The 13,649-nt window shown below is 61.8% G+C and carries 10 protein-coding genes and 2 pseudogenes; 1 reads left to right on the forward strand and 11 read right to left on the reverse strand.

The features are described from left to right. The first annotated feature begins 302 nt into the window (after positions 1-302). Complete coding sequence (locus A8G08_RS11280; protein WP_157108517.1) at positions 303-1,088, forward strand: hypothetical protein; 786 nt, start codon at positions 303-305, stop codon at positions 1,086-1,088. A gap of 167 nt (positions 1,089-1,255) precedes the next feature. On the opposite strand, the pseudogene A8G08_RS28445 reads toward A8G08_RS11280, so the two are convergent. The 11 genes and pseudogenes from A8G08_RS28445 to A8G08_RS11325 form a co-directional block, all read right to left on the reverse strand. Next, positions 1,256-1,364 (reverse strand): annotated as a pseudogene (locus A8G08_RS28445) (helix-turn-helix domain-containing protein); the annotation flags it as partial. A 3-nt stretch (positions 1,365-1,367) separates the two neighbouring features. Then, positions 1,368-1,548: pseudogene (locus A8G08_RS28450) on the reverse strand (IS30 family transposase); the annotation flags it as partial. A gap of 418 nt (positions 1,549-1,966) precedes the next feature. After that, the gene (locus A8G08_RS11285) at positions 1,967-2,572 is read right to left on the reverse strand and encodes a TetR/AcrR family transcriptional regulator (RefSeq protein ID WP_068273778.1); all 606 of its coding nucleotides are present in this window, start codon (positions 2,570-2,572) and stop codon (positions 1,967-1,969) included. 596 nt (positions 2,573-3,168) lie between these two features. Beyond that, positions 3,169-3,456: a hypothetical protein gene (locus A8G08_RS11290; RefSeq protein ID WP_068273780.1), complete on the reverse strand. Its 288-nt coding sequence runs from the start codon at positions 3,454-3,456 to the stop codon at positions 3,169-3,171. 114 nt (positions 3,457-3,570) lie between these two features. Then, positions 3,571-5,724 carry a 3-hydroxyacyl-CoA dehydrogenase NAD-binding domain-containing protein gene (locus A8G08_RS11295; RefSeq protein ID WP_068273782.1) on the reverse strand — a complete coding sequence of 718 codons (2,154 nt, stop codon included), beginning with the start codon at positions 5,722-5,724 and terminating at the stop codon, positions 3,571-3,573. Positions 5,725-5,759: 35 nt separating this feature from the next. Continuing rightward, the gene (locus A8G08_RS11300; RefSeq protein ID WP_068273784.1) at positions 5,760-6,971 is read right to left on the reverse strand and encodes an acetyl-CoA C-acetyltransferase; all 1,212 of its coding nucleotides are present in this window, start codon (positions 6,969-6,971) and stop codon (positions 5,760-5,762) included. Positions 6,972-6,985: 14 nt separating this feature from the next. Next, entirely contained in the window at positions 6,986-8,125 is a 1,140-nt protein-coding gene (locus A8G08_RS11305) for an acyl-CoA dehydrogenase family protein (protein WP_068273786.1), read from the reverse strand. Between the two features lie 1,375 nt (positions 8,126-9,500). Next, the gene (locus A8G08_RS11310) at positions 9,501-9,815 is read right to left on the reverse strand and encodes a cytochrome C oxidase subunit IV family protein (RefSeq protein ID WP_157108519.1); all 315 of its coding nucleotides are present in this window, start codon (positions 9,813-9,815) and stop codon (positions 9,501-9,503) included. Between the two features lie 11 nt (positions 9,816-9,826). Continuing rightward, positions 9,827-10,426 carry a cytochrome c oxidase subunit 3 gene (locus A8G08_RS27460; protein ID WP_169823292.1) on the reverse strand — a complete coding sequence of 200 codons (600 nt, stop codon included), beginning with the start codon at positions 10,424-10,426 and terminating at the stop codon, positions 9,827-9,829. Further along, positions 10,407-11,123, reverse strand: a complete 717-nt coding sequence (locus A8G08_RS27465; protein ID WP_169823293.1) for a hypothetical protein — start codon at positions 11,121-11,123, stop codon at positions 10,407-10,409. Before A8G08_RS27465 ends, A8G08_RS27460 begins: the two co-directional genes overlap by 20 nt. 502 nt (positions 11,124-11,625) lie before the next feature. After that, complete coding sequence (locus A8G08_RS11325; protein WP_157108520.1) at positions 11,626-12,807, reverse strand: hypothetical protein; 1,182 nt, start codon at positions 12,805-12,807, stop codon at positions 11,626-11,628. Between the last annotated feature and the right edge of the window lie 842 nt (positions 12,808-13,649).

Genomic DNA, 13,649 nt, shown 5'->3' on the forward strand with positions numbered 1-13,649 from the left:
TGCCATCCCAGATGCGCACGCAGCTTTGGTGGTGCCGCAGGACTTGGTGCGCAACTGGCCGGGATCGACGAGCGACTACGTGCTCGGCGGCAGCGCGAAGCGCACCGCGTCTGGTGGCGCCTCGGACGGTCAAGCCGCGAGGTCCGCCTCCTGACCGGTCCGCTACGGACCCGCACATGACTCGGGACGTGCCACTCAGGTCCCGGTGTCACCCGATCTTCGACGTCATCATCTCCTGAACGTCAGCGGGGGAGTTGTCTGCGTGCCAATCCTCAAGGCCAGTCCTCTCCGAGGAGCCGAACGTGATCCCACACCCACCGGCAATCGCATCAGCTATCGACCCGCTCTACATACTCTGCGCGTTCAGCGTGGTCGCTCTGGGGGCTGCGCTGTACGCCGTGTGGTGGAGCGTGCGGGACCGTGATCCGATCCCACTTGTTGCGTGCTTCGGTGCCTTGGTCTGTTCTTTGAACGAGCCGTTCTACGACATCCTCGGCCAGATCGTCTACGCCCAGAATCACGCTGTTGCCTACGCCGGCTTCGGACGGGACATCCCCTGGTTCCTCGTCGTTGGGTATGTGCCGTGGGTAGGTCTGCTGCCCTGCATCGTCGCCAAGATGATGTCGAGGGGGGTCGCCCGTAGTGCGCTGCACCTCCTGGCTTTGGGATCGTGCGTCTCCGTGATCGTCGTCGAGACCCTCGGCAACCTCTTCGACGGCTGGGACTACTACGGCGAGGCGCCACTCGCGTTCCTCGTGGTGGCCCCTCAGCTGGCACCTGTACCCATCGTCGGAGGATTGCTCATCTACGCACTTGCGTATCAGCTCGCCGGGTGGAAGCGCGCCGGTGTGGCGTTCGCCGTATCGACGGTCGCGCTGCCGATGGTGTTCGCGGGCGCCTCATGGCCGCTGTATGTGGGTCTGAACTTCGATCTCCCGATCTGGCTGGACTGGGTCCTGGCGGTCGCAATGCTGTCGCTGACCGCCGGGTTCGTGTTTGCCGCAACCGGTCTCGCCGAACGGCTGAGGCAGGGAAGCCCAACCGGGACAGGATCGACGCTGTCGTCGACGGCGGAGCGATCCATGTGACGGGCTGATCTGGGCACCGGTCAATGCCCCAGTATCGGTGTACACCACTAGGGACTCCTGATTTCGGGATAGCGAACGTGCCGGGCGAACGGGGAAGACCACTGCGGCCTAGAACGATGAATTGCGTGACGCCGGAAGCGGATCCGGCTGCTCGATCCAGGGCCGGGGGTGCGTGTTGCGTTGCGGCGCAGCTCACGCGAGATGGTCGACCGTGTACGCGCAGCCGGCGCCCGACCTTGCGAACACGACACTCTAGGCACGCCACAAAGCAATTACGGACCATCGAGAACCCACCGGTGACGACACGCAGGCCTCGGTTGCAGCATCCGCGGTCATGGCACCTGCAGCGAGGCCGCCCAGAACCGGACTCTGTCCTGTGGCCAGACCACGTCGGTCGGCCCGGCGATGGAAATCTGTCCCGATACAACGGAACTGCGCCGCTGCCTTCGAGCACACCCACGTCGACCTCACAATGGAGGGTTTTGCGACAATCAGTTTCGATCCGCCCAATTTCGGTCACCAAAGCCGTGAAGGCCCACGGCCGGGCACGCCATGGTCGGGTCGATGGGCCGTGTGTCGACGCCCTCGGCGACAACACCACCCATGGAGTCGTTCTTCGCGCTGCCCGAAAACAAAGTCCTCGACCGCCCACGTCGGCCACCCGCGACAAGCTTCGAATCGCGACGGTGACGTGAGCTGAAGGACATCCCACCGACGCGGCCAAACCAGTTTCGCAGAGCTAAACCCCATCGAATACGAAACCTTCATGGTGCACGAGCGCTCGCGCTGCGTGACCGACCTGTCACCCGACCGTGCAGTAGCCTCTCGGGCTCAATCCCGCGGGATCGATTGGTCCGATCCAAGTCGGACGACCGCAACTACTCCTCTATCCCCACGACGTCAACAATGATCGTGCGCAGCGTCGCGGTGAGAAGCCGCTGCGCTTCATCTCTGGTTATCGACTGCTCCTTGAGCCACAGGCGACTCGCATACTTGGCCAGCGCTCCATAAGTGAGCATGTGGATGCGGAGCTTCGCCACCTTTGGACCGTCGCCCTCGATACCCAGGGCTCCAAGCATCCGCTCGACGGCCACAGTGTCCGCTTCACGCATAATCTTGTCCACGTCGCCAGCGCTGCCGCCCGCGTCGATGGCGATCGTCGACACCCACATGTTCCGATGCCGCCAGGCGACCGTCAGCCATCGGTCGATCGAGGCGTCGATTCGTTCGTCGAGAGTGGCGCCCTTGATTCCGGTGACCACGACGGCGGGGATGTAGGTGAGGCGACGGACCGCCTCGAGGTATAGCTCACGCTTGGTGCCGAAGTAATGGTGGATCAGCGGTCGGCCCACCCCTGCAGCCTCGGCCACATCGCCGATCGAGACCTCCGAGTAGCCGCGCTCGAACAGCTGCATTGCACACGCGATGATCTGTTCGCGACGTCGGTAGCCGTCCATTCGTTTGGTCTCGGTGGCGTTCGTCATCAAACTGACTCGTTCCGTGTTGCGCTGTACCCGAGACAGGTGATCTCGGTCGAGCGGTCCGTTGTGGTCATTCGGTGGTCGTCCGTGCCCCGGCGGCTGGGGTGGTGACGGGCACGCTCGTCAGACCACGGTAGCCACGAGGGATCGTCCACGGGCACGCGACTTCGGAACTGTGGGTCGCGCTTGTTTAAGAATGACGACACGGCCCTCGATAGCATCGGGGTCGGCTGCCAGACCCGCGACCAAGCGTGAGTCGACGCGAGCGGCCCGCTTCGGTGGGGCATCACTGCACAGTCCGTACAGCATTCTTCGGATGACCGCGACAGAGACTGGGGCAGTGACGGCGACGAGTCCGCGCGCCAGCTCATAGGCGGCCAACTCGAGGTCGTTAGGATCGTGGACGAGTGGACCAGACCGCGCAGGTGAGCCTCCACAGCGTCAAACACTCGGCTGGAGACCATCCAATCCAGCGCAGTGGCCATACCGACCAGACTAGCCGCTACGCGCTTCGGACCGGTTTATCGCCATCCGGCCGATACCGTCCTATGTCACCACCACCTCGATCGTCGGATTGTCTTGATACCCGCGCACTCCAATCATTGTGGACGCCCGATTCGCGCCGACACGTAGACTCCGTCGAACCTTCCAATGGCTTCGACGAACGACAGCAAGTCGGCCATACCCACGCTCCATGCGAGACCTGTGTGCAAGTCGCGAAGCCAGTGCGCTTTGATATACGCGACGTCCCCGTCGACGAATCCGGCTTCGTGAGTGCGGATTTTAATGTCGAGCTGCTCAGGCGATACGTCGGACCACACCCGAAGGTCGCCGAAGTCGTCGCGGTCTTCCACACGAAGTGCTCTATGACGGAGGACGATGTTCATCCCAAGATCTCTTTTTCATGTCGGGCGCGGTCATTGTTGGATTGAGAGCTGAGCTCAACGCAGTCGGGTGCCGCGCGCATCTCCTGTGGCACCCGACTGCGTTGGTCGCAGGGCTCAGATCGTCTCGCCTGCTGCGGCCTTCTTCCGAAGTGAGTCGGTCGGTTCGAAACGGGGGCCATATCGCTTATGTAGCTCGTCGGCGCGTTTGACGAAAGCCTTGAGGCTGCCGGGATAACCGTTGATGTACTGGATCACGCCGCCCGTCCACGCGGGGAAGCCGATGCCGTACACAGACCCGATGTTGGCGTCTGCAGTCGAGCGGAGAACTCCCTCATCGATGCAACGAACTGTGTCGATGGCTTCGGCGAACAGCATCCGCTCCTTCATTTCCTCAAGTGAGATGCTCGGCGGTGCCGTCTGAAACGCGACGCGAAGTCCCGGCCACAGACCGGCCCGCTTTCCGTCGATGTACTCGTAGAAACCGCCGCCCGTCGAGCGTCCCTTGCGGTCGAATTCGTCGATCAGTTGATCGACGACCGGCTCCGATCCGTGGGTCTTCCAGTCTTTCCCCTCGGCGAGGGTCGCGGCCTTCGTTTCCTCGCGGATCTTGCGCGGTAACGTCAGCGTCAATTCGTCATAGAGCGCCAGTGGGGGAGCCGGGTAGCCGGCCTGCAGACCTGCCTGTTCAATAGACGACGGTTCGATACCCTCGCCGACCATCGCAACGGCCTCATCGAGGAACTTGCCGATTACGCGACTGGTAAAGAACCCGCGACTGTCGTTGACCACGATCGGTGTCTTCGCGATCTGCTGTGCGTAGTCGAAGGCACGTGCCAAGGCCTCATCACCGGTCTGCTCGCCGACGATTATCTCGAGCAGATCCATCTTGTCGACCGGGGAGAAGAAGTGCAGACCGATGAACGCATCGGACCGCTCGACGCCATCGGCAAGCCCGGTAATCGGCAGAGTCGAGGTGTTGGAACCGAGCAGCGCGTCGTCGGCCAAGTGAGGAATGACCTCGTTGATGACCGTCTTCTTCAACTCAGGATCTTCGAACACGGCCTCGATGACGAGGTCCGCGCCCGCGGCGTCCTCGGGACGGTCGGTCGGGGTGATTCGGTCGAGCAGCTCTTGCGCCTTCTGTTTCGATATCTGATCGCGCTCGATTGCCTTGCGCACCAGTCCTTCCGAGTAGGCCTTGCCCTTCTGGGCACGCTCGATCGAGACGTCCTTTAGGATTACGTCGATTCCTGCCTTCGCGCTCACGTAGGCGATCCCGGCGCCCATCATGCCCGCGCCGAGTACCACGACTTTCGTCACGGTCCTGATGGGATGGCCATCCGGACGAGAGCCTCCCGACTTGATGTGTTTCGCGTCGAAGAAGAACGTCGAAATCATATTCTTGGCGACCTGACCGGTCGCGAGTTTCGTCAGGTATCGCGACTCGATAGTGGAGGCGGTGTCGAAGTCGACCTGGCTGCCCTCGACCGCAGCAGACATGATGGCCAGCGGGGCGGGTAAGTTGGCGCCCTTGGTCTGCTTGCGAAGTGTCGCCGGAAGCGACGGGAGGATGGCCGCCAACGACGGCGTGGCAGGCGTGCCGCCGGGAATCTTGTACTTTTTGTCCTGCCACGGTTGCACGGCCTCAGGGTTCGCCGTGATCCATGCGACAGCTGCATTGAGGAGCGCCCCAGGGCCGTCCGCGATCTGGTCGATTAGCCCGGCAGATACTGCCTCGTCTCCGCGGAACGACTTGCCGGTGAGGAGAATCTCGGTGAGTGCTTTGGTGATCCCGAACATGCGGACCGTCCGGGTAACCCCACCCCCTCCGGGAAGCAGACCGAGGTTGACCTCGGGTAGACCGACCACCGCAGTCGGTAGCGCGATGCGGTGGTGACACGCGAGAGCGATCTCGAGCCCTCCACCGAGTGCGGCGCCATTGATCGCGGCGACGACGGGACGACCGAAAGTCTCGAGGCGGCGGAGGTCGGCCTTAATCGCTTCGGCATTCTGGAAGAAGGTTTCCGCCTCTGCCGGTCGCACGGCAAGGATGTCGTTCAGGTCACCTCCGGCGAAGAAGGTCTTCTTCGCGGAGGTCAGCACGACACCCGCGATGGTCTCGGACTCTTCGATCAGGCGATCGACCGTGGCGCCCATGGACGACACGTAGGCCTGAGTCATGGTGTTGGAGCTCTTGGTGGGATCGTCGATGGTCAAGACGATGATGCCGTCGTCGCGTCGGTCCCACCGGATGATGTTGTCATTCATTATGTCTCGTATTCTCTTCGCTGCGAGGAGGTCGGTCAGACGCGCTCGACAAGGGTGGCAATACCCATTCCCCCGCCGATGCAGAGCGTCACGACAGCTCGTCGCTGTCCACGTCGCTCGAGCTCGGCGATGACGGTGCCCGTGATCATGGCTCCGGTGGCACCCAGTGGATGGCCCATCGCGATCGCGCCGCCATTGACGTTGAGCTTCTCGTCAGGGAGCTTCAGATCGCGTTGATAGCGCAGCACCACCGATGCGAACGCTTCATTGATCTCAAACAGATCGATGTCGTCCACGGTCAGACTGTGCTGAGCTAGCAACTTCTGGGTTGCCGGGGTAGGCCCGGTCAGCATGATCGTCGGGTCCGAACCCGAGACGGCGGAACCCACGACGCGAGCGCGCGGGGTGAGGCCGTTGACCTTACCGGCCTTCTCACTGCCGACCAGCACCAAAGCCGCGCCGTCGACGATGCCGGAGCTGTTGCCACCGGTGTGGACGTGATCGATCTGCTCGACCCAGTGGTACTTCTGCAGCGCCACTGCGTCGAAGCCGCCTTGGGCGCCCATGGCGGCGAAGGCGGGACGGAGTTTCCCGAGTGTCTCGGCAGTGCTCTCGGGGCGCATGTGCTCGTCTCGGTCGAGGACCACTATGCCGTTGTCGTCTCGCACCGGAATCACGTCGCCCCCGAAATATCCGTTCGTCCATGCCTGGGCGGCCAGCCGCTGCGAGCGGGCGGCGTACGCGTCCACATCGTCGCGGGTGAAACCCTCAAGCGTCGCGATCAGGTCGGCGCTGATTCCCTGCGGGACAAAGTAGGCGGCGAAATTCGTGGCGGGGTCGTTCGCCCATGCGCTGCCATCCGAACCGATGGGAACTCGCGACATCGACTCCACACCTCCGGTGAGAATGAGTTGCTCGTCGCCGCTCTTCACCTTCTGCGCTCCGACGTTCACCGCCTCGAGGCCCGAACCGCAGAACCGGTTCAGCTGTACGCCGGCGACGGCTTCTGGCAGTCCGGCTGCGATCGCTGCGGTTCGGGCGATGCACCCGCCCTGCTCACCGATCGGTGACACGACCCCGAGCACGATGTCGTCGATGGTCTGCGGGTCGAGGCCGCGGTTGCGTTGCTGCAGCTCGTTGATCAGTCCGACGATCAGCGATATCGGCTTTGTGCCGTTGAGGGCTCCACCTCTCTGCTTGCCGCGCGGAGTCCTGATCGCGTCGTAGATATATGCCGTTTCAGACAAGGAGTTTCCTTTTCTCAGAGCTTGCGGGAGATGAGTTCTTTCATCACTTCGTTTGAACCTGCATAGATCCGCTGGATGCGCGCGTCGGCGTACATCTGGCCGATCGGGTATTCGAGCGTGTAGCCGTATCCGCCGAACAGCTGCAGACAGCGGTCGATGACCCCGCACTGCTGGTCCGACAACCAGTACTTGGCCATCGCCGCCGTCGTCGCATCGAGTTCCCCGCGCAGATGCTTGTCGATGCAGTCGTCGACGAACACCCGCGCGATGCGCGCGACCGTGGCGCACTCGGCCAGCTCGAACCGGGTGTTCTGGAAGTCGAACAGACGCTGCCCGAACATTTCGCGTTCTTTGCTGTACGTCGTCGCCAGATCGACAGCCTTCTCGATCGCTGCCACCGCAACGACACCCAGAATGAGACGCTCCGACGCCAATTGCGTCTTTAGCTGGCGGAATCCCGAGTTCTCCACACCGAGCAGCGCTGTATGAGGAACAAGTACATCGTCGAAGGAAAGTGTTGTCGTGTCCTGGCCCTTCTGGCCTACCTTCGCCATTGGCGCGCCGCGGGAGAAGCCGGCGACCAGGTCACCCGTGGATGCATTGATGAGATCGACGATCAGCAGGGAGATGCCTGCGCCGCGGGACTCCGGATCGGTTTTAGCCGCGACGATCACGACGTCGGCGTTGTGGCCGTTCGAGATAAACGTCTTTTCACCCGAGATTCGGTATCCGTCTTCGCATTTCACCGCGCGCGTCCTCATCGACTGCAGGTCGGAGCCGGCCCCCGGTTCGGTCATGGCGATTGCGGCGACCACGTTCCCACTACCAATCCTTGGTAGCCAGTGCTTCTTCTGCTCATCGGTTCCGTACGCGAGGATGTAGTGCGGCACGATGATTGAGTCGACGCCCAGATGCAGAGCTGTGTCGCCGGCCAGTGCCTGCTCGGTCAGCATGGCGGCCTCGTGAGCGAATGTGCCTCCACCGCCGCCAAATTCCTCGGGGATCGACATGCATAACAGGCCCAGCTCTCCGGCTCGTTGATACGCCTCCTTATCAGGGTGCCCCTGCGCGGCGTACTTCTCCGCCTGCGGTGTCACGACCGTTGCGAAGAAGTCTCTACTGAGGTCGGCGACTGCCGAGACGTCTTCGGTCATCCATGACGACCGTGTATAGGGACGATTGGTGAGGACGGGTGTCATCGTCTTTCCTTCATTGCGGGCGGGGTGGGTGGCGCAACCATCGCGCAGCCTCTACGTCTGCACATTGCCCGACTGTTGACACACTGTCAACAAATTCAGGTCACTTTTTTCGGCAGGAAAGTCTGAGTACATGGTCTTGACGTGCCGAAATGAGAACGCGTTTCATCATCGAGATGGAAATTTCGAAGATGACAGACTGCCGCGCGGCCATATTCTGTCGACTACCTGTCAGCGGTGCCGCCGGGCGTGCGTCGGTGGTTAAAAGCGAGTTTGTACATCAATTGAATGCGCGACTCACGACCAGTGCCAGCGACCACGAGGTCCTGGACTAGGTCCGACGTCCTAGGGTTTGTCAGCCGATCGTGGCCGGCTCGATAAGCGGATCTCTGGCATGTTGTCGCGCATCAGCCAGGGCTCTTTGCGACTGAGCGGAGGCGTGTGGCCGGTAGGGCACGCTTATGTGCCGTGTAGCGCATGTATCCCGCCAGACATGGGACTTAGAGGCCGAGCGATTGTCGAGACACGATCGACGATGGCGCCGTCATCGGCCAGCCACTGCACTGCCCGCCGTAGTCGCGCGGTTGATGTTACAGCGGTTCGTACTTATGGATCATTGCGTAGGCCAGGCGGAGTGATCATCAATCCCGTTGTGTACAAATGGCGTTCAACCAGCGACCCGCAATGTTTCCTGTGCGACGCTTTGGTTCCGGCGACCGTCGCTGACCGGTTTCGGTCGCCGTCTGTTGCCCACGTGGTACTACCCGCGTCATCGGTGCAAGGCCGACTTGGTGACATCGACATTGAGCCCATCGACCCGGGATGGTCGTGCTCGCCGTACGAATCGGCTCGCCGGTAACCGGTCATGTTGCTGACCGGTTGATTCGGCATCGCACCGAGATCGGGGGGACGGAGCCGAGGCAGGAACACCGAGGTGGCCGACGATCTGCACCGGCTCCTGTCGTTCGGGCCATCGCAGCGCACCACGTGCCCGTGAGCCCGCGCATGTCCTTTGCGTGTGGCGCGGTGAGCGGTCGGGACGATCGATCGAGCATCCCGACGACCTTCACAGCGGTAGCGGTGCGCCGATGGAGCAGCCGTGCGGGGTCGGACCGTGCGCACCTTTGCCGCCTATGAACAGATGTAATGCTCGTGAGCGATCGCCTTCGTCATCCGAAGCCTCGCGCATGAGGGCAGTGCCGGATTGACGTGGGAGAGGAGGCCCTTCGGGTTCGAGGTTCCTAGACAGCCTCACTTCACAACGGACGGAGTCACGTGTCTCAACCCCACGCCTCAGGTCGCCTCACGACGAATAACGTCCTGGATATCGCAGCTAGATGAACAGGACGATGCCAATTGTCGACATGGTCGAGAATGCGAGCCAGATTGTGAATGCGTTTCGCACGGGTCGGGGACAATCCCGAGTCTCCATGAAGTAATTGCCGATGACCCAGACCTTGAGGAAGGCAATCAGGAGCAACAAAGCTGCGGCGACGCGGGCGCTCTCCAACATGGGGTGGTCTGTCCCGAGCCAGTAGGTGAGCACGCTGGCCGAGGCCATGACAAGCCATAGCAGGCTGAACACGTCACGATTGAAGAGCCTTACCGGAATGGATGTGTCGACGCCGTCGGGGCGATGGGTGGTCATCTGTGTAGTCCTCACATGAGGTAGAGAAGCGGGAACAGGGCCAGCCACAGGAGGTCCACCATGTGCCAGTAGAGGGCCCCGCTTTCGACGTCTGTCGGGGCTGCCCGGCTACGCCGGACGAGAACCGAGAACGTCACCAAAACGGAGGTGCCGATGATGACGTGGACAAGATGGACCATTGTGAAGCCGATGTAGCACAGGAAGAACGAGCTGCTGTTGATTGTGATGCCGGATCCGAATAGGTGCACGTACTCGACGATCTTCACCACGACAAATGCCACTCCACATGCCGCAGCGAAAAGCAGAAAGCGTTGCGCATTTTTCTGCTGTGACGCAGGGCCGCGCATCACCTGAACGGCGCGAACGACCGCGAGTGAGCCGGTCAGCAGCACGATCGTGTTGATCAGTGCCGGCAAGGTGTTGAGGTAACCGTGTCCGTCGAGGAAGGAATCGGGATCAGTGAGCCTGTAGTAGGCGATGCAAAGAAAAAACAATGCGAAGACCGCGAGGTCCAAGAGGATGAAGATCCATATGCCGATTTCCCCGGGGAGCCATGTGAGGCGCTGCTCCTTGGAGCGAACGCGCTCGTCTCTAGGCGTCGACACTGTCACGATCCAGACCTTTCCCCGTCGTCGTCGACCGGAGCATAAAAATCGCGATGACGATCCACCACCCGAACAATGCGCCGGCACCGAGGTAGAACGGCACGATTCCGGTCCACGCGAGGGCGCCGCCGAGAGTGAAGGGCACGAAGATTCCGACGAGTGAGGTGAAGGCGTACCAGAGGCTGAACCAGCCGACCCACCGCGGAAAGTGCCCGGGTAGTCGGGGGTTCCGGTCCCCGAGCACAGCAGCACCCACTGCGATGGCTTGCAGTGCGCCGGGTTGCCACATCCCGATGAAGGGGACCCATGTGAGGTCGCTAAGGAGGAGAACGAGATCAGGATCGCGATCAGAGCGGAACATCAGCGCCAAGAGGATGAAGAGGTAGAGAACGGTGACCGCTCCGATGAACGCGGTTGAGGCCAGTTGGAGGGCCGCCATCGGAGCTGAAGGTCCTTCGATCCTACGGAGGTGCATCGTCACGGCGACGCCGAACGTGGTGATGAAGATGGCCCCGATGCTCATAAGCGTGATTCCCACTCGCATGCCACCCGGGTCCGAGAAGTAGAACTCCACGACCTCGGCAGCGGACGCCGACGGTGACGGTGGCGGGACCAGTCCGGCGATAACGAAACCGGCGGACATCACCGCCGCAATGGCAACTGCGCTCCACTGACATAGTCGTTCGGCGACTGATATGTGCACCCGAGCACTCTTAACGTGCGCGGTGGCTGGTCGAATCATTTCCGCCCCAAACGCTCTCTACGCAATGTGCTGAACATTACTGCCCTTCAATCAAAGTTAGCATGACACGCGCTGCTTCAACAACGCATCATCCACCAACATCGACGCCTGACGAAAGTTGTGTGGCGGAGTGTGCGCGCCAACTGGTGACAGCCTTCCCCCTCTGTCAGCGGTTACACTCGCGAGCCGACAAGGTTTGGGCGCCGAGTTCCTCGGACGCATGGCCAGGCGTAAACCGGGGTGTCTGGTCGATGCGATCCGTACGGAGACGATCGCTCTGCGTTCGGCGACACCGGGTTTGGTTGGTGCGAGATGGCCTCCGCTCCGGCGCCCAGAACGATAAGGTCTGCGGCGCGCAGCTAGCCTCGCAAATCGCCCATCTCGTTGAACTCGACATAAAGGCGTCGTCGAGGTGCTCGATAGCCCCGGTTCGCCGAGATGAGGGACGGCGGGCGAACTGTGGTTAATTTAGTATCGGCGCGAGCGAGTGGAGGTCGTTAGCGGCGTACGTGAACTCTTCGGGCATGATGATCCCGGCCGGTGCAGAGGTCACTTTCGGGACCGCCTGGATGATGGGCATGACACAGATGTAAGCCGCCGCGGCGGTTGGATCCTCCGCTCGCTCCACAGAGGGACGCAGCGAACCTCCCGCATCGAATCGCATTCGGTAGGAAGTCGGGTCGCCTGTGACGATGGCGATATGGGTCGTCTCTCCGATGCGTTCGTCCAGGGGGCAGGCCCGTTCGCCGAGGTAGTAGTACTCGTGCATCGTTCCACGGAGGACTCCGTCGACGTGAGCGCTATAGGTGTTTCGGATGCACATAACTTCACCCGCGTGCACCTTCATGACGTTCGTGTCCATATCTGCTGGAGCCAGGTCCCAGTCGACATCGATGGCTGTCGTCATTTCGGCCGGTGCGATGCCAAAGATCTTATTAAGCACGAAGTGCAGCGACTCAACGTAGTACTGGGCCAGCCAGCTGTCCTCGATCGGATTCTGTGCGAGTGCTGCTTGGAGCACCTCCGGTGTCGCGCCGAGTCCGACCCGCCGTAGGATTCCTTCCCCCTCTGGCCCGATCGCACTGCAGTCGGCGTACTCGGCGAAGCTGATGTGCTCGACGCGAGAGGTGAGGGCCGTGGACGCCAGGGTCAGGCGTTCGAACATCAGGTTTGGATGCAGCCCGTTGCCACAGAGACTGCTGTTGCCGCGTGCACACGCCTTTTCGAGACGAGCCACGAACTCCTCGCCGTGATAGGCCGGATTGTGGTATCCGGCACTCGAGATCACATTCTTGCCGGTTTCGAGGAGCCGAACGACATCGTCCGTCATGTCTGGTGTCACCGTAGCCATGTGTAGCACGCAGTCGACGTCGCGCATGGCATAGATGTCTTCCTTATTGGTGGTCACTGGGATGCCAATCTTTGGCCCACCCAGGATGCTCTCGCCGGCATCCGTGCCGTGCCTGGATGGCGAGTGGCCTAGCACGGCTACAACGTCGATCTCCGGTCGCCGGATGAGTTCACGCAGCGCAGCTCGGCCAAGGTTGCCTGTTCCCCAGACAACGACCCGATATGGGTTGGGGGATTGGTCAGACTGGGAGTCAGTGGAGGCTGCGTCGCCTGGAGTCTGTCGGGTAGTGGTCATGAGCACATCCTTCGGCTTCCTGTGAGTTTTGCAACTTGCGTAGACATTCGCACCTCTGGGTGCCGAAAGTCAAGCAAGATGCCCGTTGTATCGGGATAACGCGCACTTCTGGCGTCCTCGCTAGTGGATGCGGATTCGGTGGTATTTGCATACCCGCGCATGCGTCCCATTCTGACCAACACTGGCGATCGCGGGGCACAACCACGGCAAGCGGCAGGGCGGGACGAACGCCAAGAGCTCTGCTGGGTAGAAGTGTTAGCCCGTGAGCGGGAAGCGCTCCCCGAGCCGCTGAAATCGTCTGCTTCGACGCGGGCGTCTGGTACTGCGAATGGTGGGCCGGTCCGTCGGCCAAAACGGCGTGGGACCTCCCTGCTCGGCCGTCCGCGCAGTGGGCGGAAGTCACAGGCGTCGCGCTCGCCGACCTGTTGCCACTCGGGTGGTTATCGACTTTCTCTGGAAGCACGAGGGATTCACATGGATCGATAAGCAGTTCTTTGATCGGAACGTAGTCGCGCCAGAAGCGTGTACGTCGCCACGGCGGGAGTAGGAGGAAGCGGACAGCGGTCGCGCCAATTTCGGTGTGACTATCGACAACTCCCCGATTCCGTCGCCGTCTTGGTCGAAGGGCAGCGCCCCGCGATCTCCGTCCATCGACCTGTACCCGGCCGCCCACGTCTCGCTGCTGTGGTGACCACGTCCGACCGCGTGGTTGGCTGAAATCGTGAGCAAGAGTGTGTCGAGGGTGATCGCCGCGATTCTGCTGTCCCTGGCGGACTTGGCGCGGAGGCATACCCAACGGGCCGGCACGCGCGTTCGTGGTGACGGAGCAGAGCGGAGGGCTT

Source organism: Aldersonia kunmingensis, assembly GCF_001646865.1.
Lineage (GTDB): Bacteria > Actinomycetota > Actinomycetes > Mycobacteriales > Mycobacteriaceae > Aldersonia > Aldersonia kunmingensis.